Genomic DNA, 21,603 nt, shown 5'->3' on the forward strand with positions numbered 1-21,603 from the left:
CAAGGTAACATACTTAGTTACGACAGCAAGGGAGGACCATGAGCGCGAACAGCAGGCTGACCATCGCGGCCCACGCACTGGCCTGGATCGGCCTGTACCAGCGCCAGGGCCACGAGGTCGCCACCTCGGAACAGATCGCCGGCAGCGCCAACACCAACCCGGTCGTGATCCGCCGCCTGCTCGGCGAACTCCGCGCGGCCGGCCTGGTCGAGTCGCGCCGAGGCGTCGGCGCCGGCTGGTCACTGACCCGCGACCTCAAGGCCATGACACTGCTCGACGTGTACGACGCGATCGAACCCGGCCCGCTGTTCGCCCTACACCGCGCCGACCCCGACCAGGGATGCGTCATCGGCCACGGCATCCAACCCGCCCTGCAAGACATCTACGCCGGCATCGACACCACCGTACGCACCGAACTAAGCAAGACCACCCTCGAACACGTCCTCCAGGCAGTCCTAGCAGTCCCCCGCTAGTCGGCCGGAACCGGAGCCGTGGACGCCGAGGCACCCCGCCTCGCCCCCACCGCATTTGACCGGATATCCGCTTGAATGCACCCTCCTCCCCTCAAATTTTCAGGGGCGAAGGGACCACATGCGGGGAGATCCCCTCAAATACACCACCGCGGGAGCCACCGCACGAGCCGGTACGACGTTGAGCACGGGTCAACCACGTGCGCGCCCAGAAGGTGGTTGATCGGTGCTCAAGGTGCGGTGGTCGGGCGACCTTGAGCACGGTTCAACCGTTTCGGCGGAGCTCGTGTGGTTGATGGGTGCTCAAGGTGGCGCTCGACGGCGCGATCACCGTGACGTCCGAACGTCCGGAGGCGGGCTCTCCGATCCTTCGGACGTTGGCTCGGGGCGGTGGTTAACGTCCGAACGCCCGGAGGCGGGCTCTCCGATCCTTCGGACGTTAGGTGGTTGGGGGTTCGGATGGGGCGGCAGTGGTGCGGCGGCGGCGCCAGCGGAGGAGGACTAGTACGGCTACGGTTAGGAGGAGTGTGGCTAGGCCGGCGGCGCCGACTAGGAGGCCTAGGCGGAGGCCGGCGGGGTGGTAGACGCAGGAGACCTTGGTGGCGGAGGTGCCGACTGGCATGGCCATTAGGCCGGCCATCTGGGTTGGCTTGCGCCAGGGTTGGTTGTCGACCTGGCAGCGCCAGCCTGGGGTTCGGACTACGCCCATCACGACGAGGCCTCGGGTGCCGGGGTTGAGCTTGGTGTCGATGCTGTGGCCGCCGACGTGTACCTCGGCGGGCTGGCTCTGCCGGAGCGTGTTGACTGCGGCATCGAGCTTGGTTCGGTCCAGGCAGCCGATCGGGCGGGCCGGCAGGTTCGTTGGCTCCGGCACGCGGAGTTTCACGTCGACCAGGCCGCTGGGTCCCGCCGTACTGACTCGGCGAATCGGCGCGCCGCGGAAGATGCCGGGTCGCTTCGCGCCCGTGGTCAGGCTGATGGTCCACTTGCGTCCGTCGACGAGGACATCGCCGACGAACTCGGGCCCGAACAGGTACACCTCGTCACCCGGTCGGCAGCGCGCGGTGAGGCGGAACTCGCCCGCCTTCTCCAGACCCGTTGGGTGGTTGATCGTGAGCACGCCCGGCCGCTTGTCGCTGACTGTGACCGGCGAGCCTTCGTCGACGTACGCACGCAGCTTCGGGGTGGTGTAGACGCCCGCGCCGAGCGCAGTCTCCTGCAGACCGTACGGCGCTCCTAGCTGTGAGACCCATGGTTTCAGCGGGCGCACCGTGACGAACGGCGCGACCTGGCTGCGCGCGAGCTGCAGGTCTCCCGTGGGGCTCAGCGTGAGCCGCGCACCGACCGAGAAGACCGCGTCGACCACCGGGTTGACCGGGTCGACGATGGATCGCCCGAATGCCGAGTACCCGAAGCCGAGGTTGAGCAGCTCCTGGGTGAGCTCGTCCGGAATCGTCGAGCTGTAGTACTCCGGTCCCTCGCCGCCGATGAGCATCGGATCGTTGACGGTGGTGAACGCCCCGGGCGCGACGCGCTGCCGCGGCCAGTCGTTGTCCCCCATCACCAGCGCCCGGCTCGTCTCCTGCCTGGCAGCCCATGCACGTCCCGTGTGGTACTTCTCGCCGCGATGCGCCTCGATCGCGTACGACGACGCGCCCGTCTCGACCAGCACCGCAGTCACGAGCACGGCCGCGGCAATCCGCCGTACCGGCAGTTTGGGCGTCCGCCGGAGGACGACCCACACCAGGATCGCCAGCACCCCGACGACCGGTACGGCGAACGCTGTGACCGCGGTCGACGTCCAGTTGTTCCAGGCGAACGCATACAGCGCGGCGACGAAAACGGCCGGTATGACGACGGTCGAGACCTGCTTGATCCCGGTCGCGACCGACATCCAGCCCGCGATCACGATCAGCCCGGCGATCACGAACGCCTGCCGGAACGGGTTGCCGTTCGGCGCGTCGAAGCCGTGCCAGATCTCGTGGGTGATGGTGATCTGCATACTGCCGATCGCCAGCAGGATGGCCACCGACCAGACGATCCGCTCGCGGAGTGCAATCTTCCAGTTGAAGGGGAAGCTCAGCGCGAGGAGCAGCATCAGGGTGCCGACGGCCAGCCCCGGGGTCTTCCCGACCCCCTCGGATCCCGGCAGCAGCCGGCCGAAGAAGTACAGCCAGCCGATCGGGTGGAAGGTCTCGTCCGGACTGGGCCGCGCGTACCCGACCGATTTGAAGGTCGGCACCAGCAGCGGCGCCGACAGCGCGATCCCGATCACGACCACGATCAGGCAGCGCACCGCGCCACCGATCCGGCGCAGCCAGGCACCGCCCTCGGGATCACCGAGAACTCGCGCGATCACCACGATCGCGGCGCCGAGCGAGGCCATGTAGACGGTGTAGAAGTGCGAGTACCAGAACAACGCGATGACGAACGGCGAGACGATCATCGACGGCAGCGATCGAGACTGCCAGACCCATTCGCAGAGCAGACAGATCACCGGGAACGCGATCAGGCCGTACAGCCAGCCGGTCATGTAGCCGCCGTCGTCGAACGCCCACCCGCAGGTGGCGTACGAGATTCCGGCCAGCGCCGCCAGCCAGGCCGGGCCACTCGGGCGCAGCTTGCGCAGGTACGCCGTCATCGCTGCCGCCGCGCAGGCGATCGCGGTCGCGGAGATCACGTACAGCGCGAGGTCGATCTTGTCCCGCGGGAACAGCAGCACGATCCAGGACAGCGCGGCCCCGTTGTAGGCCATGAAGTCGCCGATGTACGGGACGCCGTACCCGCTCGACCAGTTGAAGAAGAAGTCGCCCGGCCCGGTGCCGGTCAGGATGTCGCGCAGGTGGGCGTGCATTGGGATGAACTGCTGCCCGAGGTCCAGGATGTTGCGCGGGATCGACCCGAACGGGTAGCTGCCGCGGACGATCCCGCCGGCGATGTACGCCGCCGCCGCGGCCAGTGCCGCCAGCGGTACCGCCAACCACTCGCGCCCTCGCCCCCGGGCTGCCGCCATCAGTTCATTCCCTCGCTCGTGACCCCGCAACGCCGTCCGACCTTATCTGAGAGCCCGGGCGAGGGATGAAAGTTGCCCTGTACAAGCAGGTTGTTCCTTTTCGGGAACCCGCGGTAGACCGGTTCAGATCCAGTAGAACCCTGGATGCGGATGCATCAGGAACTCGTGATGCGAGATGTTCCAGGCATACGCACCCGCCATAGCAAACACCACCCGGTCCCCGGCCCGGAGCACCGGGACCGGAATTCCCTGTGCCAGCAGGTCTTTCGGCGTACACAGCTGACCGGTCAACGACACCGGTCCGGACGCCTCCGGCCGCGGCCAGGGATGCGACCACTCCTCGACTGGTACGACGGCGAACGGCTGATCGTGGCCTTTCGTCGCCGGCGTCCGAAGGTGATGTGTACCACCCCGGACGACACCGAACGGTTCCCCTTGACTGAGTTTCACGTCCAGGACCTCGGTCGCGTAGAACCCGCAGTACGCCGTGAGTGCGCGGCCGGGCTCGATCCGAAGCCGCAACTCCGGTCGTCGGTCGAGCAGCTTGCGCAGACCGTCGCCGAACTCGGCCCAGTCGAACCGTGCCGCCGGGTCGGCGTAGTCAACCGCCATCCCGCCACCGACGTTCACCTCGTCGAACCGCAGACCGTGCCGCCCGGCCAGCGCGGCCGACCAGTTCACGATCTGCTCGGCCACCGCGAGGTGCTCGGCCGCACTCAGCCCGCTGCCGAGGTGCGCGTGGATCCCGCGCAGCCGGAGCTGCCGGCCCATCGGTCCGCCCAGCAACTCCAGAGCCTGCGGTACGGCGGCTGGGTCGAGCCCGAACGGACTGGGCTTGCCACCCATCGCCAGCGCGACCGACTCCAGCGAGCCCTCGACCACGGGCACGTTGACCCGCAAAAGCACGTCGAGCTGCTGCTCCGGCGTACTGCTCAGCGCAGACGCCAACTGGTAGAGCTCCTGCACGCTCTCCAGATGCCACCGGTGTACGCCGGCCTCGACCGCGGCCGCGATCTCGGCCGGCGTCTTGCCCGGTCCACCGAAGGCGAGCGGCGCGCCGGGCGCCAGCTGACGCACGTGAGCCAACTCACCCGCACTGGACACCTCGAAGCCGTCGACCGCATCCCGCAACGCCTCCAGTACGGCGGCGTCCGGGTTGGCCTTGGCTGCGTAGTACAGCTCGACCTCTGTCGGCAGCGCCGCCCGCACCATCGCCGTGTGCGTCCGCAGCGCACCGAGGTCGTAGACGTACGCCGGCAGCGCATCGGCCGGCAGACCGGCCACGAACTCACGGACGTTCGGAGTTACGGTCACCGCTCACCAGCCGCCGCGGCCAGCACGGACTCGGCAAGCGGCGACGGCAGCCGAACGTAGCCGGCACTCCGGTCCGGCAACCGGCCCCACCGAGTCAGCATGTTCGTCTTCGCAGGTAGCGGTACGCCGGCCAGTAGTGCGGCCAGCAGCGGCGGGCAGCCGTTCTGGTCGGCGTACTCGGCGATCACAGTCCGCACTTCGGCCCACAACCGGCCCTCGAGTGCGGGGCTGAGGTCGGCGACCGCAGCGAGCAGGTCGGACACGTGGTTGACCAGCAGGCAGTAGACAACCCGGTCCCAGCCGCGCTGAGCGTCGTACGTCATCGGACCGGCCACATCTGCCGGCAGACCCGCGAGCGTCTCGGTGTGCAGCTCGTCGACGAGCTTGGTGCCTTCCAGATCACGGAAGAGCACCTGCACCGGCTGGTTGTTCCCGTCGACTCCGATCAGCACGTTCTGGAGGTGCGGCTCCAGAACCACGCCGTGATCGAAGTAGGCCGCCAGCACCGGCGGAATCAGGAGTCGCAGGTACGCCGCCCACCAGGACACGATCTCGGCGTCGTCGGCTCCATCGAGCAGCTGCGAGATGTGCGCGGAGCTGGTCGCGTACTCATCGGCCACCGCACCTGCCATCAACGGCGTCACACCAGGACGCAGTACGTCGTTCAGCCCGGTCCGCACGATCAGCCCGAACCCCTCGTAGACCGCGACATCGGCAGCACCGTCCGCACCCGGCAAAGCGAGCGTGCGGAACGCGGGCTCCCGCAGTACGGCGGCACCTGGGAAGCGAGCCGCGAGATCGGCCAGCATGGGTGCGAGCAGCCGGGTGAGCGCGACCGCACCGGTCATCTCGTACGCCGCGTTCTTGCGCAGGCAGTTGGTGATCCGGATGTTCAGGCTGAACTTGAGGAACGCATCCGGACCGGACAGCGTGCGGACCGAGGAGGTCGCCGTGAACGGGACACCGCTGGTCCCGAGGTCGATGACGTCGCCGCGTTCGACCGCGGACTGGAACAACGGGTTGTCCCGCATCATCGAGAACTGCCACGGGTGGGCCGGCAGCAGCCGATAACCGGCCGGGACCTCCCGCAGGTTGTCGACCAGCGCGGTGATCTCCGGGTCGAGGCTCTCCTCGGCGAGCGACTCCGCGCGGACCCCGAGGTAGCGCAGCTGGAACGAGGCTCGCGACTCCGGCCCGTACGCCGCCCAGTCATCGCGGTTCTCGGTCCGGGCCTTCGGTGCGGGGTGGAAGCGGTGTCCGAACAGCATCGCCTGCTCGGATTCGAGGAAGCGGTCCGGACCAGCAGGCCGGGTCCGGGTCAGTGCGCGGGTGACACCTTCGTGGCTGGACTCGATCTGCGGCAGAAACTCCTCGTTCTCAAAACCACTGCGCAGGGCGAGCTCACGCCGTACGAGATCGGCGAGCTCGTGCCAGGTCAGCTCGGCGCCACTCTCGTCGTACACGGGCCCAGTGAAGCGGTGCGCTCCGATCAACGCCGTACGGCGGAGCTCCACGCGCAGGACGACTCCCGCGCGGGGCAGGCGCAGCAGCAGCCAGCCGTCGTCGACAGCGCTCTGATGCTCTGGACCGGAGAGCTCGCGCAGCAGGCAGTTGAGCAGGGTGTGCGCGACCACATGGTCGGCACGCGGTACAGCGGTCGCAGCCGGGGGAAGGGACTGCATGACTGACATATGTGACTCCGAAGTCGTACGGGGACGAATGAGCAACGTGGCGGAAACGGCTGTGACCAAGGCGGCAACGGTTCCGATCAGCACCGGCGCGGCTGCGCCGAACGCACTGTTCGAGACAGCAGCGACGGCGCCGGCGGCGACCGCTCCGCCCTTGGAGAAGAATTCGACGGTACCGAACATCCGGCCGGGCGCGCGCCCTCGCGCCGCGTCGGCGGCCAGAATCGACAGACACACCAGACCGAGCGTCAACCCGATACCGAGCAGTACTCGCGCGATGACGAAACCAGGCAGGGTCCGGACCACTGCGTGCGCAGCCAAACCGACGGCGACGAAGCCGAATCCGGCCGCGAGCCCACCGCGCGAATGATCCAGGAAACGTTTGTGTACGCCGCCCGCCAGCACTAGATAGCACAGGTGTGGCAAGGCGAACAGCACGCCGGCGACCGCTCCTGAGGTATCAGGCATCCGCTGCTCGATCAGCGCGATCAGGTACGGGAACGAGATGATCGTCGCGAACACGAAGCCGAACTCGAAGAAGTAGAGCAAGCGCAGGGTCCGCATCGACGGCGGCGGCTGTTGCTCCGGCACAAGCTGTACGGAAGCGGCCGGGTGGTCGGGCTCGGGCAGGAACACCAGCAGTACGGCGGCAGCCAGCGGCAACACGGCCATGAGCAGGTACTGGCGATGCGGCGAGACCCACGGGCTGAGCGAACCAACCAGGATCGGCGCGACGACCAGTGCCGCCCGGGCACTCCCCTGCATCAAGGTGAGTGCCTTCGACAACCGATCGCCGGTCAGCGCCGCGGCCAGATAACCGTTGCTGGCGGCAAATGTTCCACCAAGGAAGCCCTGCAGGACGAGCGCCAACGTGAAGGCCGGCAGACTGTTCGCGAACCCGGCCAAGAGGAAGGCGATCGACAGCCCGAGCTGCGCCCGGAGCAACAGCCGCTTCCGCCCGTACCGGTCAGCGAGCCGACCCCAGAACGGCGCACCAAGCGCGCTGAACACGGTTGGAACGACGTACAGGAGACCCGCCCAGCTGCCGGTCGGGTCGCCGAGCGACGGCAGGATCTCGGTCAGGTACGGCGGCAGTCCGAGCGCGGCGAACGAGGCCACGAAGTAACAACCGGCAATCGCCGGGACGTGGGCGCGACGCGGTGGTGAGGTTGGTGGCGTTGCAGTCAGTACGCTCACTGCGCGAGTCGCAAGTAGTTGGGCCCGGTCGTGTAGTGCTTGTTGATATCGGCGGCGCCGGAACGCTGCTTGCTCAGCAGAGTGCCCGCGGTGACCATCGCCTTCACCGGCAACCGGTCGGCGTCCAGCAGGTCGGCTCGCAGCGAAGCGCCGTCCGGACCGAGCCGGTCGATGGCCTCAGTCAGGCGGGTGCGCAAGATGCCGAGCATGTCCTTGTCGGCCAGCGCGAAGGCCAGCGAGGCCGTGCACAGGTGAACGGTGATGGTGGTGAAGAGGTCGGTCAAGGCCCGATCGTCATCCCCGAACATCCGCGGATCGGTGAACTCCCCGCGATCCGCACAGCGCTGTCGGTTGATGCGAAGACCGTCATTGTCCTTGTACAGCAGGCGAATCCGCGTAACACCATCCACCCGATCGAAGATCACCGAGGTGTTCTGCTGATGCGATTCGAGCGCGATCCCGTAGGCGAATAGCGTCGTCTGCCAATCCAGCAGCAGCGTGACGAAGGCGTCGTACAGGTCGAGAACGTTAGCTTCGTAGAAGCGGTCGGCGAGGTGGTCGATGACCCGCCGCCCGCTCGGCGCCTGCGCCGCGAAGGCAGCCAGTGGGACGACGAGGGCATCGTCCAGGTCCTCGGGATAACGACGGAGCAGTACGGCGAACAGTTCGTGCCCGCTCTCGTAGTACGTCTGCTCGTCCGCGTTCAGGATCGTGGTCAGGAACCGGGGTTCGTGCGCGATCACCTCGTGCATCAACCGTTCCCCCGCCGCACCGTCGACGAGCACACCCGCCTTGATCGTCCGCCGGTTCCGCGCACCGAGCGTGGCGGTTGCCAGAGGCAACTTCAGGTGGAACCGCGGGTCCTGGACGACCGCCACGGTCCGGGTCGACAGCGTCGGTACGACGTCGAGGTACGGAATCGGACCGAGGATGCCGTCAACCACCTCGGTCAGCGGATGAATCGGGAGGGTCGTGTGGTCGGTCAACTCCGGCAACCCGATGTCGGCGGTCGTCGGCCACCACTCCGGCCAGTCGGCCTTCGCCGGCCCCGGTACGGCGACCCACCGGAGCTGGAAGGTCGGGTGGAACTCGGGGGTGTACGCCCGCACCTGCTCCGGCGTCAACCCGATCCGCCCGCGCGCTGTCGGATAGACCGGGTGATCGAGGAAGGCGGCCATCGTGTCGAACGCGAGCGAGCCGCCGAGACCAGTCCACTCGGTCGGATCATCGCCGTACCGCTCCGCAAGACCGGCCAGGACATCCGCCTGGACCTCGTCATGCAACTCCATCGTGGCGAGCGTCTGCCGACACTCGTCCGCGAACGTGTCGTACCCGCCGCGATCCTCGGGATCGGCCAACTCCCGCAGTACGGCGAGGATGTCGTCGAGCGTGGTCAGCTCGGTGCCGTTGACCTCGAGCAGCGGCCGGCGAGCGCCGTACTCGGCCTGGAAGTTGTCCGCGGCAACCGCTACGGCCAGCAGGCGACCGCCGAGTTCCAGCTGGATCCAGAGCCCGTCATCCATCGCGACCAGCAGGCTGCGGGTGCGCAGACCGAGCACGTCTTCCCGGATCAGCGTCGAGAGAACCCGCAATGCCAACGTCGCAGCAGCGCTCACGGCTCGATCGTCCAGACATTGTCGGCCACGAACTCCTGCGCGATCCGCTGCAGCGCTGCCTGATCCGGGCCGATGCCCTGGATCACGCCGAGGTAGTCGCGATTGGTGCGGTAGTACGGATGCTCCTCGCCGACCTCGCGGAAGGTTCGGTAGGACAGCGCGATGCCGTCAACCGTCCGATCGAACGGCTCCGGGGCCGCGGTCAGCGTTCCGGCCCGGTCCGCGCACGCATAGAGGCTGTACGACGTCAGGTCGCTGCGCGCGCCGAGATCCGCGGGAAGCGGTTCGCCGAGGTGGACTCGCAGGACGTGCTCGAAGTACGGGACGCCGAGGATCTGCTCGAGCGCGAGGTCCATCCGGTCCCCGATCGCGCGGTAGTTGACCTCGATCAGTCGGGCCCGCCCGTCGGCCTGCACGACGAACTCGGTGTGACAGGCACCGAACCCGACCCCGAGCGCGTCGAGCTGCGCAAGCACCTGATCCGTGATCGCGCGCGGATGGTCGACGAACTCCAGCGACAACTCGATGAACGCCGGTGGCTCGGAGATCGCCGTACGGAAGCCGCCGACCACCTGACGACTCGTTCCGTCGCCGAGCGTCTCGAGAGTGCGCAACTCACCGGCCAAGAACTCCTCGACCAGCAGTACGGCGCCCGGCCGGCGCTGTTGAACCTCGGCGGCGAACTGGGTCAGACCGTCAAGGTCCTCGACCAGCACGACGTCCTCACTCGCGACGCCCTCCCGGGGTTTGACCACACACGGGTACGGGACGTCCGCCAGCGTCGCCGGGTCCTGCCCCGGCGCGAGCTCGGCCGCCCACACCGTGTCGAGACCGGCGGCACTCAGACAGCGCCGCGCCTCCGCCTTGTTCTTCGCGCGGTACGCGGCCTGCCAATCCTTGCCCGGCAGACCGAAGTACTGAGCAGCCAGCGCGGCCTGCGCCTGCAGATGATCGCTGTTGGTGAAGACCGCGTCCGGCGCATGGTGCCCGGAGATTTCGCTGATCACCTCACGGAAATCCCGGACCGCGCACTCGCGAAGCTCCGGCAGCTGCGGAAGGTCCTTGTAGGCCTCGCGATGCGCGTCGACCGAGTCCGCCAGCACGGTCACCTCGAGACCGAGCCGCGCAGCCGCCGGCAAGAACCCTTCGGTGACGGAGTCGGTCGGATTGAGGGCGAGCAGGTACAGCCGCATACCCCCGATCCTCTTCGGTAAGGCTACCCTTAGTCAATCCGACCGACGAGACCTCCGTCACGCTGCGCCGCCGAAGCGGCTGACCTCTCCCGTACCGAAGCGGGTCAGAGGGGGAGCCAGCCGGTGACGTGGTGCCAGTGGTTGCCGTTGGCAAGGTGGTCGGCGATGGCTCGTTCGAGGGTGGTACGGCGGGGTAGGTCAGCGCCGGGCGGGAGATCGAAGACGAAGGTGGTGACGTCGTCGTCGGCCTGGGAAACGACTGTTTCGGGGGTGAAGCGGCGTTGGAAGCGGAGGATGTTGGAGTCCTCCGGTAGGTAGTCGGCCAGTTGGGGGTCGAGGAGCCAGGAGGTACAGAAGGCTCGTTTGTATTCCTCGGCCGGGAAGTGTCTGGCGAAGAACGGGCGGGCCGCGGTCAGTGAGGAGTCACAGGCCTCGGGGGTGAGCGGCTCGCCGCCCGGGATGTGGATGTCGAGGATCGCTTCGCCGTGTCGGGTGGTTCGGTCGAACTGGAGTCGGCCGATGCGGTAGAGGCTGCCGCGGAAGTGGCGGGCGAACCAGTACGGGCGGATGAGCTCGCCGTCGCGGACTCGGGAACCGAGCTGCCGCATCGTCGCCTGTGAGATCTCGCGGGGAACCCCACGTGCCGCATGCCACGCGAGCACCTCGGGCAGGATCGTCAGGTAGGCGTACAACGGCAGCGTCCCGCTGTCGGCCGGCCAGGCCCGGCTTTCGAGGGTGCCGAGATCGCGCCGCAGTTCCGCGACCGCCGCCGCGAGCTGCTGCTCGTCCGGCGGCGACGCGAGGACTGCGGCCTGTTCCGTTGCCGGAATCCCGACCCAATCCATCAGTTCACGCATTCACGACGACCTTCACGTACCCACCGCCCGCCGGCACAGCCTTGGCCGGCTGGTTGTTCACCGTCACGGTCCGGGCGTCCGGCGCATAGATCCTCAGCGTGGCAGGGGCCGGCGCCACAGCAGACCGCCGTACGTCGATCCGCACGGTGTCCCCGGCGTATTCGATCGAGGCGTTGTCCAACCTCCGCGACGCCTCGACATACGTCCGGCCGTCGACGACGACCGACGTTCGCCGCAGCATGTCGACACTCTGCACCGACCGGGTCCGCTTGATCAATGCGAAACCCTCGTCGTACAGCAGGTCATCGCGACCACCAGCGGCCAGGTCGACCCGCACGTGCCCGTCCGCAATCCGCTGTACGGCGGCCACGGTCGGCGCGGTCTCGAGCAGAGTCGTATACCGCGTCGCCGTCACGCCCTCACGGCGAGCCAGTACGAACGGGATCGCCGTACCGGTCGAGGCAGTTCCGGGACCGGTCTCGTGGAGGACGGTCGTTGCCGAAGGCTCCAGTGCGGTCAGCTTCAGACCGCTCGACCAGGTGCCGGTCCAGCGACCGTCCACAGCCTTGCCTTCGGCAACATTTTTCAGCAGGTGATACCCGAAGTTCTTGTTGTCCGGATCGAGAACACAGCAGGGCGCGGGACTCATCGGCACCGCCCCGATCGTCAGCGAGCCAGCGCCGTGCCACGACTGGTCGAACCGATGCGGTTTGGTGCCCTTGGCATCGAAAACGTCGAGCGAGTAGTCGTCGGTCATCAGCACCGCGCGTTCCAGCTCGACGTCACTCAACGCCGGGACGCTGGCGTATGCACCCTTGACCTCGGCATCCGCAACCTGCAACCGCGGCGTGGTGCCGAAGTACTTCAGAGTGCCGCGCAGGTTCCGGTCCTGGCTCGTCCCGTCCACCACGACCGTGTTGTGCGAGACCGTCTCGCGATACCAGTTCTCGGTCAGATCCGCGTTGGAAGCGCCGTACACCTGACCGAGGTCGGTCGACTGCAGCCCGCTAGCGCCGACCACATCCAGATGCAGCTTGTCGGCATGTCCGTGGGTACCGCCCGCGATGCCGTAGTCGAGTCGCAGATAGTTCGCCTGGAATGCGTCGATCCCATGCTCGAAGCTCAGCACCGCTCGGGAGGCCGCTGAGGTTCGCACCTTGACTGTCTGCGTCGGCACCTCGGCCTGCACCCTAGACGTCCCCGCCTTTGTCCCCAGTTCGGCGCCGTCCTTGTCGAGGAAGGTCAGCTCGACCTTGCCGGCTCCACTCAGCGTCAGCGAGCCGACGTTGCCGCCCTGCACCGGAACCTCGCGCTGACCATCGACCAGCAACTGGTTCGTCCACAGATCGACCTGGTCGAACCACAGCGCACCGGTCCCCCGGTCGCTGCCGAGACTGAGCCGGACCGACCGAGTCGCCACCGGAACGTCAGCATCGACGTCGTACGCCGTCCAATCCGCGTCACGCCGCAACGCCACACTCTTCGTCGACAACACCCTGCCGTGTCCGTCGAGGAAGCTCGCCGTCAACCGACCGGCCGTCGCGGCCGACGTCTTGGCCATGGCCGACAACCGGATGGTCGGCGTCCGGCGCCCATCGAGCGGCACGTCCTGCCGCAACCCACGCCAGCCGGACGGATCGGCAGTCACCCGCGCCGCGCGCTTCCCGTCCATCACGACATCCGTCGCCCAAGATGCGCCGTCCAACTTCCAGTACGCCGGTACGCCGTCCGCCGCCGTGGACTCGTCCTCCAGCCCGGCATTCGGGGCCAGGTTGCGACCGTTGTGGGACTGCAGAACGGCCTCACCGAGACTGGCGAAGTTCGTGCTCCCGACTCGCAATCCGGAACTCGGCGGGATGCTGTCGGCGCCGTACCGGAGTGCCCACCGATCGGTTCGCGGCACCTTCGCATTCGTGTACGCGAAGTCGAGCGCGGCCGCGAATCGCGGATCGCCGTACTGGCCGTAGGCGAACTCGGCGAACTGCGTGAAGCTGACGCCGAACCGCCTGCCCCAGTTGCCACCGTCACCGGCCGCCGGAACCGTCAGATCCGGATACAGGTAGGGCAGCAAGGTCGTGTACATCTGCTTGAACCGCGGATCGCCGAGGTAGTCGTGCTCGCTGCGAGCCGCAAGCGCGAGACTCGTCAACGCCTGCAGTGCGTAGACGTGGTAGCTGGCCGATCCCTCCCACCACCAACCGTCGTCCATCCGCGCGTTGTTCAGCAGGAACTCCAGCCCGTCCTCGGAGTCGTGCAGCGCATAGTCCTTGTACGCCGAATCGTTCAGCGCGGCGCCGATCGAGTAGATGCCCGCGTCGTTCCAGGCCTGGAAGTTCGAGGTGGACGTCGGCCAGGAGGTCATCAGGTCGGCCAGCGGCCGGAGGAGGTTCTGCTCGATATCCACGCGCTCGGCCGGTGTCAGCGAGTCGTGGATCAGGTCGTAGGCATCGACGAGCGCGATCGACGACACGGCCTCGTCCAGTACCTGATAGTGCACGCGGCCGTAGAGTCCGTTCAGCGGGACTGAGACGAATTGGTCGGCGTAGTACTGCAGGAGGTCTCGTGCCTTTGCTGCATAACGAGGATCCGCGGTCAGTTGATACGCGAGGCCTAGATCCGCAGCGCCCTGGGCGGCGTTGTAGTGCCAGGTCTCGATCCAGGCGCTGTCGTAGGGCTCACCGGTGTACACCTTTCCGTCGATCGGGCAGGTGTGCTCGGTCGGCTTGTCGTAGTCGAACCGCAGACTCGTGTTCGTGCCCGGACACTTGTAATTGCCGGTCCATGCATTGTGGAACATCGTCTTGTCGAGGGGACGCGGCAACCAGTTGTCCGCCTCGGTCTTCACCACCTTGCCGAAGGCATCCTTCGCCCAGCCCTGGTCGGCGACCTTCTTCCGGAGCGCGTCTAGCTCACCAGCCGTGTTGAACACCTGCGGCTGCTCGCCACGCGCTGCCGCTGCAGCGACTTTTGTCTGGAGCCACGCTGTCTGCGTCAGCTCCGGAGCGCCGGTGGGGGTTGCGAGTAGTTTGACCTCGCGCGTCGTACCGGGCGCTTGTCCTGCTGGGGCGGTGACGAAGACCTTGACCTGGGTGGATGCGCCGGGAGCCAGGGTGATCGAGTCCGCTTCGAGCCTTGCCGTGTACGGCGCCGACGCCGACTGGTCGAGCTTGAGTCGGAACGTGTCGGCGACCTCGCGGCGGTTCGTGATTGTCGTGTAGTGCACAACTTCGGAGCCTGCGGCAACTGACTTGGTCACCGTGTCCGGCGACACCCAGTTCGATTCGGTGCTGACACTCACGTTGTCGATCCACGCCGTACCGGTCGCGTTGGTGACTGTCGGGATCACCTGGATGCGCTTGGTCTTGGCGGGCAACCGCATGGTCCCGGAGATGCGCGACCAACCGCGGCTGCCGGTGATCACCCCGGCGATGATCGATGAGCCCGTGTAGGTGGTCTGCCCGTTCTCGACGTACGAAAAGCTCAGGCTGACCCGCAACCCGCCCGGTACGTCGGTGAAGTCCGACGACACCAGTTGATCGGTCCGCACGTCCGCGGCGACCGTGACTATCGGCCAGACGGCCTGGTCGACCTGCGTGGTGACGAACCCGCCGACCTTCTTCCCTGGCACGCCTTTCAGCCGCATGGCGCCTTCGCTGAGGTCGTAGACCTGACTCAGGTACGGCGTACACCACCCGGCCGCCGGGCAGTTCGGATCGTTCGTCGTGGTGTCGAATCCGGGGTTCGTCACCAGGTTGACCGGCGCACTCGCGTCGACCCGCAGATCGTCGAACCGAACTGTGCCGACCGCACGATCAAGCGCCACGCTGACGAACGCGGACACCGTTCCAGCCGGTACGGCGTAGGTGGCGGTCTGCAGTGTCCAGTCCTGGGTGCCTTGCAGCCGAACGCCTTGCCAGTTCTTCACGCCCGCCGCATTGACGAACGCAATGTAAAGCTTCGCCGCATTGTCGGCTGACGATCCTTGCACGACGCCGTCGAGTTTCACCTGCCCGGACACCGTCACCCGAGCAGTCCGCCGACCGTCGAGTCCGAACGAGGCAGAGTTCGCGCCCTCCCAGGTAGTTCCAGTACTGGAGGTCACCTTCAAGGTCCTGGAATCGAGCGCAGCACCCGTCGAGAGTGTCCATCCATCCGGGTTTGCAGCCTCGAACCCCGGGTTCACAACAAAATTGCCGGAGGCCACCGAACCCTCGGATGGCGCTGCACTCGCGCTCGTGGGTTGTAGCAGGGCCGCGATCAACGCGGCTGCCAGCAGGTAGGGCCTCACATCTCCACCAGCTCTCGGCTTGCGGCGCCGCAGGAGGCGCGGATTACCAGCCGCGGGCGCAGCTGGACCTGATGAATGGGAGCGGTCTCGCCCTGGGTGAGGCGGCGCAGTAGCAGCTCGGCGGCGAGTGCACCGACTTCAGCCTTCGGGGGTGAGACAGCGGTCAGTGGCACTTCCCCCAGGTCGGCCACTTCGTCGTCGTAGGCAACGATCGCGAGGTCGCCAGGGACATCGAGTCCGAGTCGGCGGGCGTGCAAGACCAGGGCCGAGGCATCACGATCACCTAGACAGAAGACGGCGCTCACCTCGTTGTCGACACAAGTCCTCGCGTACGAGGCGATCTCCGAAGTGGTCCAGATCTCGCGGCGCTGGTTGACCTCGGGGATCACGGGCAGACCGAACTCCGTGATCGCCGCGTCGAACCCGGCCTGCACGGCATCCGCCGTACCAGTCCGGAGTCGGCCTAGGTGGCCGATGCGTTGGTGGCCGAGCTCGGTCAGGTGCCGGACTGCGGCGTACGCGCCGCCTTGGTGGTTGGTGCAGACGTACGGCGTCGCGTCGTCCAGCGTGGGATGGGGCGGCCGGCGTTCGATCAGCACGTATGGGACCGGTAGTTCAGGCAGGTCCTCGAAGAACAGCCCGGGGTCGTCCATCAGATGCAGGTTCGGCACCAGCAGGAGTCCGTCGACGCCGGCCTGGAGCAGCTGGCGGGTCTGCTCGGCCTCGACCTCGAGGTTGTACTCCGAACTCGACAGGATCACCCGCACCCCGGCCGCACTCAGTACCCGCTCGATCCCCTCGATCACCTTCGGGTAGAAGTACGACGTCGACGGCACCAGTACGCCGACGAACCGGCGCTGCAGCCGAATGCCGGACGGCTGCGCCAGCACGTAGGTTCCGGACCCCTGCCGCCGCTGGACGATGTCGTCCTCGATCAGCAGGTCGACCGCCCGTCGGACGGTGTTGATGCCGACGCCGGCCGAGCGGGCCAGCTCCGGCTCGGTCGGCAACCGGCCGCCGACCGTCCAGACGCCGGTCGCGATCTGCTCGCGCAACTGCTCGGCCAAGGCCCGGAACTTCATCCCGCGGGGAACGTCCATGGAGGACATCGTGGAAGCCGATTCAATCCCCGTCAAGGCGTGTATTAGGAATGAATCGCGAGCTATTGCGTGCAAAAGTTGCAGGCCACACGCTGAGCGGCACAGCAACGCTGGTTATTCATTCTCTCAATGGAAGGATTTCCCATGAGGCGAAGAATCCGCTCAGTGGCACTGCTCACCGCCCTCACCCTGCTGGCCGCAGGTCTCGCCCAGGCTCCCGCCGTCGGCCAGACCTCCGCGCTGATGATCAACACGTTCGAGCGTCCGGCGTCGCAATCGGCGTACACCCGGGCCGCTTGGGCAACCGACGGCTGGAATGCCGACTGGGACGAAGGGATGAGCACCCGGACCTGGATCGACGGCGTGAACTTCCACCACAACGGCACCAAATCGCTGCGGGTCTTCTACCCGAAAGGCCAGATCGGTCCGGCGAATTCCGGCGCGCAAGCACCGTTCAAGCTGACCAAGGCCCGCGAGTACTACGTGTCCCAATGGGTCCGGTTCAGCAGCGACTTCAGCTGGGGCACAACGCAGTACGCCGGCAAGGTCGGTGTCGGCCTGGCCGGTGGCTTGTCCTGCTCCGGCGGCCAGCCCTGTAACGGCTACAACGGCTTCACGTCCCGGCTGATCTGGCGCAGCAGCGGGCAGGCGGCCATCTACTACTACAGCCTGAACCACAACGGCGAGTACGGCGACTACGTCAATCTGACCAACAGTTCGGGGACCGTGTTCAAGTGGCCGCGCGGCTCGTGGGTGAACGTGATCCAGCGCTTCCGGGTGAACACCGTGACGAACGGCGAGGCGAACCCCGACGGCCAGATCCAGGTCTGGTTCAACGGCGTCTCGGCCGCGAACATCGCCGGCCTGCGTTTCGTCAAGAACAGCGACCAGGTGGACAAGGCCTACTTCTCGTCGTTCGCCGGTGGAGCGACCGCCGAATTCGCCCCCGCCAACGATTCCTGGATCTGGTACGACGACCTCAAGGTCTCCACCCAGGCCTCGGACATCTGCGAACTCAACTCGTCCTGCTGAACACTTAGACTGCTGCCGGTGAAGATCTCTCATGTGGTCTGGGACTGGAACGGCACCTTGCTGCACGACAACGAGATCGTGCTGGCAGCGGTCAACGAGGTGTTCGTGGGCTTCGGCGGTACAGCGATCACGTGGGCCGACTGGCAGGCGGCGTACACGCGGCCGATGCGCGTCTCGTACGAGTCGGTCCTGAAGCGGCTCCTCGACGAGGAGGAGTGGGCGCAGGTCGACAAGCTCTACCACGACCGGTACGACGCTTTGCTCGCCGAAGCCCTGCTCGCGGACGGCACCCAGGATGTGCTCAAGGGGCTGGCCGAGTCCGGGCGGACGCAGTCGCTGTTGTCGATGTGGTTCCACGACCGGCTGACCCCGACGATCGGCGAGTTCGGGCTGACGTCGTACTTCACCCGGATCGACGGGCTGGTCGCCGAGGTCGGTGGCGGTTCGAAGGCGGACAGCCTGATCCGGCATCTCGAGGCGCAGAACCTGGACCCGGCCGACGTCGTACTGATCGGTGACGTGGTCGACGATGCGGATGCGGCCCGGGCTGCCGGCGCGGGCAGCATCCTGGTCAGCACCGGCGCGATGAGCCGGGACGCCCTGGAAGCGACCGGGTTCCTGGTCACGGACTCCATCCAGGAAGCTGTCGCGCTGCTGAAGTAGCCCCACGCATGGATCCTCGGGTCACGGGCACCGGACACGGTACCCAGTGATCGGAGGAGAGCGTGAAGATCGGGTACTTCCTGTCCAGCGAGGAGTACACGCCCGCCCAGCTCATCGAGCAGGCGCGGATGGCCGAGGACGCCGGATTCGACGGTTTGTGGATCAGTGACCACTTCCATCCGTGGAACGACGAGCAGGGCCAGAGTGCCTTCGTCTGGTCGGCGATCGGAGCGGTCTCACAGGTGTGCGAGTTGCCGGTGACGACCGCGGTGACGTGCCCGACGGTGCGGATCCATCCGGCCGTGATCGCCCAGGCCGCGGCGACCAGCGCCGTACTGCTGAACGGGCGGTTCCGGCTCGGGATCGGGACGGGTGAAGCCCTGAACGAGCACGTGCTCGGGACGGTCTGGCCGACGGTCGACGTCCGGCTGGAGATGCTGGAGGAAGCAGTTGAGGTGATGCGGCGGTTGTGGACGGAGGAGGGGTTCGTCTCCCATCACGGCAAGCACTACACCGTGGACACCGCCCGCATCTACACCCGTCCCGAGCAGCCGCTGCCGATCTACATGTCCGGCTTCGGTCCCGAGGCCACCGATGTCGCCGCCCGGATCGCGGACGGCTACATCACCACGTCACCCGATGCCGAGCTGGTCGATCGGTTCCGCACCAACGGCGGTGGCAGCAAACCCACGCAGGCCGGATTCAAGGTCAGCTACGCACCGACCGAGGCCGAGGGCATCGAGCAGGCGCACCGGATCTGGGGCAACTCCGGTCTCCCCGGTGAGCTCGCCCAGGTGCTGCCCTCGCCGCGCCATTTCGAGCAGGCGAGTCAGCTCGTCACGAAGGAAGCGACGGCCAAGTCGGTCACCTGCGGCCCGAAGGCCGATGACCACGTCGACGCCTTCACGCCGTACGTCGAGGCCGGCTTCGACGAGATCTACGTGGCGAACATGGGCCCGCACTCGGTGGACATGATGAACCTCTACCGCACCGAAGTGCTCCCTGAACTCCGCCGCCGGCACCCCTAGGAGGAATCATGAGTACCAATCCCATCCCGGTCCCGCCCGTCGAACCGTTGCCCGATCTCACCGATCCCGACGTCGAGCCCACCCCGGCTCCGGAGCCGCAACCCGACGAGAACCCGGACGAGCAAATCCCGCACTTCCCGGAGGACTAGTGCCCGTCCGCGTGCACAGCCAGTAGGTCGGTGATCGCGCGGTTGCACGGAGTCGGTACGCCGAGCGCACGGCCCCGGTCGACGACGTCGCCACTGAGCCACTGGACCTCGAGGCGGTTACCGCGGTTGAGGTCGTGGTGCATTGATGACGTCATCTCGGCCGGGGCCTGATCGACGAAAGCCAGCCGGTCGTCGACGAAGTCGGCCGCGATCGGTACGCCGTGCGCGCGAGCAACCTGGACGACCTCCTCCATCACGTCCCGCAGGAACGCCCGCGACCGCGGGTTGCTGCGAATCGCGCCGATCGGCGTCCGGGTACTCGTCGTCATCCCGGACAGGCCGACCAGGAAGACGAACTTCTCCCAGATGGTCCGCTCAATCTCGTTGCTGACAGCAACATCAATACCCGCCTCAGCACAGGCCGCGCGGAACGCCTCGACGCGGTCCGACGCACTCCCGTCGTACTCGCCGAAGGCCAGTCGTTGCAGCGTTCCCGTGTGCTTGATGACACCGGGCTCAGCGATCGTCGCTGCGATGTACGCGACCCCACCGACGACATGCTCGGGTCCGAGAATGCGACGCAGTACGTCGTCCTTCTGCACACCGTTCTGGAACGAGATCACCGCCGTTTGCTCCCCCAGCAACGGCTTGATCAGCGCAGCCGACTCCTCGGTGTCCCACAGCTTCACGCCGAACAACACGACATCCGCCGGAGCCAACTCGGACGGATCATCCGTCACCTCAACCGCCGGCAAATGCAAGTCACCAAGCTCGCTCTGCACCCGCAACCCATTCGCCCGCAAAGCCTCCAACTGACGACCCCGCGCCACGAAGGCAACATCGTGCCCCGCCGCCGCGAGCCGCCCACCGAAGTACCCGCCGATCCCGCCCGTCCCCATCACCGCAATGCGCATGGGGCAAGCCTTGCACAGGACGATCAGGCCACCGCGGGCTGGACGATTTCGAGGAGATTACCTTCCGGATCCTTCACGTAGGCGAACCGCATCCCGGCCCGGGCCGCGGGCGCCGGCGGACTGACTTCGCACGCCCCGGCCGCCAGCAACTGCGCGAAGGTCCCGTCCAGATCATCAACAGACAGAGCCCAGTGGAAATACCCCTGTACGGCGGCTCCGGCGAACGGATCGGCGAATTCCTGCGGCGCCGAACCACCCCGCTCGATCAGCTCGAGCTTCAGCCCGTTGGCCGCCCGCAGGATCACCGTTCGGACCTGCGCCTCCGGCAGCTCGAGCTCCTCCTCGACGAATGTCAGGCCCAGCGCACGTCCGTAGAAGGCGCGCTGCGCGTCGAGATCGGCCACCGACAGGCCGACATGGTCAAAGTTAATGGTATTCACATCAACGAGCGTAGCACTTGAAGTTAATGCTGTTAACATCGATCCCATGACTCCTCGGGCCGGCTATCACCACGGTGATCTGCGGAACGCGCTCGAGCAGGCCGCCCTCCAGTTGGTCGCCGAACGCGGGCCCCAAGGCTTCTCGCTGGCCGAGGCGAGTCGCCGGGCCGGGGTCAGCGCGGCTGCGCCGTTTCGGCACTTCGCGAACAAGGAAGCCCTGCTCGCGGCGCTCGCCCTGCGCAGTTATCAGGAGCAGCGGGAGCGATTCGCCGCTGCGATGACCGGGGTCGCCGACCCGGCCGAGCAGCTCGCTCGGTTTGCCACGGCGTACGTCGAGTTCGCGGTCGACCAGCAGGCGTTGTTCGATGTGACCTTCGGCGCCGGGTTGGTGAAGGCTGACCACCCCGGCCTGGAAGAGGCCGGTCAGCAGGTCCTCGACGTACTGCGGGAGCCTGCCGAGCGGCTCCGAACCACCCCGGACGCGTCTGTCGATCTGATTCATACGATCGCCGCAACAGCCCACGGATTCGCCGCATTTCTGCGTGAAGGTGTGCTTACAGACCGCGTGCGAACGGGTTTGCGCGCGGCGGAAGCAGCCCGCGTACTTGCCCAGCACGCGGGCGAGCGCTTGCCGGGGTGAG

At 67.0% G+C, this 21,603-nt stretch carries 16 protein-coding genes; 6 read left to right on the forward strand and 10 right to left on the reverse strand.

The genetic code is table 11. The annotated features are described in order from the left end of the window. The first annotated feature begins 38 nt into the window (after nt 1-38). Nucleotides 39-473: an Rrf2 family transcriptional regulator gene (locus ACFTSF_RS18260; protein WP_380154865.1), complete on the forward strand. Its 435-nt coding sequence runs from the start codon at nt 39-41 to the stop codon at nt 471-473. A gap of 436 nt (nt 474-909) precedes the next feature. Here ACFTSF_RS18260 and ACFTSF_RS18265 read toward each other — a convergent pair whose 3' ends face one another. From ACFTSF_RS18265 to ACFTSF_RS18300, 8 genes are all read right to left on the reverse strand, one after another. Then, nucleotides 910-3,483: a YfhO family protein gene (locus tag ACFTSF_RS18265; RefSeq protein WP_380154866.1), complete on the reverse strand. Its 2,574-nt coding sequence runs from the start codon at nt 3,481-3,483 to the stop codon at nt 910-912. Nucleotides 3,484-3,606: 123 nt separating this feature from the next. Continuing rightward, complete coding sequence (locus ACFTSF_RS18270; protein WP_380154867.1) at nt 3,607-4,797, reverse strand: type III PLP-dependent enzyme; 1,191 nt, start codon at nt 4,795-4,797, stop codon at nt 3,607-3,609. Then, nucleotides 4,794-7,682: an MFS transporter gene (locus tag ACFTSF_RS18275; RefSeq protein WP_380154868.1), complete on the reverse strand. Its 2,889-nt coding sequence runs from the start codon at nt 7,680-7,682 to the stop codon at nt 4,794-4,796. The genes ACFTSF_RS18270 and ACFTSF_RS18275 overlap by 4 nt, the downstream gene beginning before the upstream one ends. After that, nucleotides 7,679-9,298, reverse strand: a complete 1,620-nt coding sequence (locus ACFTSF_RS18280; RefSeq protein WP_380154869.1) for an IucA/IucC family protein — start codon at nt 9,296-9,298, stop codon at nt 7,679-7,681. The genes ACFTSF_RS18275 and ACFTSF_RS18280 overlap by 4 nt, the downstream gene beginning before the upstream one ends. After that, nucleotides 9,295-10,491 carry an acetyl-CoA carboxylase biotin carboxylase subunit family protein gene (locus ACFTSF_RS18285; protein WP_380154870.1) on the reverse strand — a complete coding sequence of 399 codons (1,197 nt, stop codon included), beginning with the start codon at nt 10,489-10,491 and terminating at the stop codon, nt 9,295-9,297. The genes ACFTSF_RS18280 and ACFTSF_RS18285 overlap by 4 nt, the downstream gene beginning before the upstream one ends. A gap of 104 nt (nt 10,492-10,595) precedes the next feature. Then, complete coding sequence (locus ACFTSF_RS18290; protein WP_380154871.1) at nt 10,596-11,348, reverse strand: acyltransferase domain-containing protein; 753 nt, start codon at nt 11,346-11,348, stop codon at nt 10,596-10,598. Further along, entirely contained in the window at nt 11,341-15,450 is a 4,110-nt protein-coding gene (locus tag ACFTSF_RS18295; protein ID WP_380154872.1) for an alginate lyase family protein, read from the reverse strand. The genes ACFTSF_RS18290 and ACFTSF_RS18295 overlap by 8 nt, the downstream gene beginning before the upstream one ends. A 182-nt stretch (nt 15,451-15,632) precedes the next feature. Then, the gene (locus ACFTSF_RS18300) at nt 15,633-16,736 is read right to left on the reverse strand and encodes a LacI family DNA-binding transcriptional regulator (RefSeq protein WP_380154873.1); all 1,104 of its coding nucleotides are present in this window, start codon (nt 16,734-16,736) and stop codon (nt 15,633-15,635) included. Nucleotides 16,737-16,880: 144 nt separating this feature from the next. On the opposite strand from ACFTSF_RS18300, the gene ACFTSF_RS18305 reads away from it, so the two are divergent. The 4 genes from ACFTSF_RS18305 (at nt 16,881) to ACFTSF_RS18320 (ending at nt 19,608) form a co-directional block, all read left to right on the forward strand. Continuing rightward, entirely contained in the window at nt 16,881-17,768 is an 888-nt protein-coding gene (locus ACFTSF_RS18305; protein WP_380154874.1) for a polysaccharide lyase, read from the forward strand. Nucleotides 17,769-17,786: 18 nt separating this feature from the next. Next, on the forward strand, nt 17,787-18,431 hold the full coding sequence (locus ACFTSF_RS18310) for an HAD family hydrolase (RefSeq protein ID WP_380154875.1): 645 nt from the start codon (nt 17,787-17,789) through the stop codon (nt 18,429-18,431). 62 nt (nt 18,432-18,493) lie between these two features. Then, nucleotides 18,494-19,459, forward strand: a complete 966-nt coding sequence (locus ACFTSF_RS18315; RefSeq protein ID WP_380154876.1) for a TIGR03557 family F420-dependent LLM class oxidoreductase — start codon at nt 18,494-18,496, stop codon at nt 19,457-19,459. Between the two features lie 8 nt (nt 19,460-19,467). Beyond that, nucleotides 19,468-19,608 (forward strand): hypothetical protein, encoded by a 141-nt coding sequence (locus ACFTSF_RS18320; protein WP_380154877.1) that lies wholly within the window; start codon nt 19,468-19,470, stop codon nt 19,606-19,608. On the opposite strand, the gene ACFTSF_RS18325 is transcribed toward ACFTSF_RS18320, so the two are convergent. Then, entirely contained in the window at nt 19,605-20,522 is a 918-nt protein-coding gene (locus ACFTSF_RS18325; RefSeq protein ID WP_380154878.1) for a 2-dehydropantoate 2-reductase, read from the reverse strand. The two genes, ACFTSF_RS18320 and ACFTSF_RS18325, sit on opposite strands and share 4 nt — an antisense overlap. Before the next feature lie 23 nt (nt 20,523-20,545). Beyond that, nucleotides 20,546-20,962 (reverse strand): VOC family protein, encoded by a 417-nt coding sequence (locus tag ACFTSF_RS18330; protein WP_380154879.1) that lies wholly within the window; start codon nt 20,960-20,962, stop codon nt 20,546-20,548. A gap of 46 nt (nt 20,963-21,008) precedes the next feature. On the opposite strand from ACFTSF_RS18330, the gene ACFTSF_RS18335 reads away from it, so the two are divergent. Continuing rightward, nucleotides 21,009-21,602 (forward strand): TetR/AcrR family transcriptional regulator, encoded by a 594-nt coding sequence (locus ACFTSF_RS18335; protein ID WP_380154880.1) that lies wholly within the window; start codon nt 21,009-21,011, stop codon nt 21,600-21,602. The last annotated feature ends 1 nt before the right edge of the window (nt 21,603 follow it).

Origin of the sequence: Kribbella sp. NPDC056951, from assembly GCF_042674205.1 — a bacterium.
Lineage (GTDB): Bacteria > Actinomycetota > Actinomycetes > Propionibacteriales > Kribbellaceae > Kribbella > Kribbella yunnanensis.

Excerpts from the sequence above, each read along its gene's own strand:
- ACFTSF_RS18260 (WP_380154865.1), top strand. The coding sequence starts at position 39 with ATGAGCGCGAACAGCAGGCTGACCATCGCGGCCCACGCACTGGCCTGG.
- ACFTSF_RS18265 (WP_380154866.1), bottom strand. The coding sequence starts at position 3,483 with ATGGCGGCAGCCCGGGGGCGAGGGCGCGAGTGGTTGGCGGTACCGCTG.
- ACFTSF_RS18285 (WP_380154870.1), bottom strand. The coding sequence starts at position 10,491 with ATGCGGCTGTACCTGCTCGCCCTCAATCCGACCGACTCCGTCACCGAA.
- ACFTSF_RS18290 (WP_380154871.1), bottom strand. The coding sequence starts at position 11,348 with ATGCGTGAACTGATGGATTGGGTCGGGATTCCGGCAACGGAACAGGCC.
- ACFTSF_RS18300 (WP_380154873.1), bottom strand. The coding sequence starts at position 16,736 with ATGGACGTTCCCCGCGGGATGAAGTTCCGGGCCTTGGCCGAGCAGTTG.
- ACFTSF_RS18305 (WP_380154874.1), top strand. The coding sequence starts at position 16,881 with ATGAGGCGAAGAATCCGCTCAGTGGCACTGCTCACCGCCCTCACCCTG.
- ACFTSF_RS18320 (WP_380154877.1), top strand. The coding sequence starts at position 19,468 with ATGAGTACCAATCCCATCCCGGTCCCGCCCGTCGAACCGTTGCCCGAT.
- ACFTSF_RS18325 (WP_380154878.1), bottom strand. The coding sequence starts at position 20,522 with ATGCGCATTGCGGTGATGGGGACGGGCGGGATCGGCGGGTACTTCGGT.
- ACFTSF_RS18335 (WP_380154880.1), top strand. The coding sequence starts at position 21,009 with ATGACTCCTCGGGCCGGCTATCACCACGGTGATCTGCGGAACGCGCTC.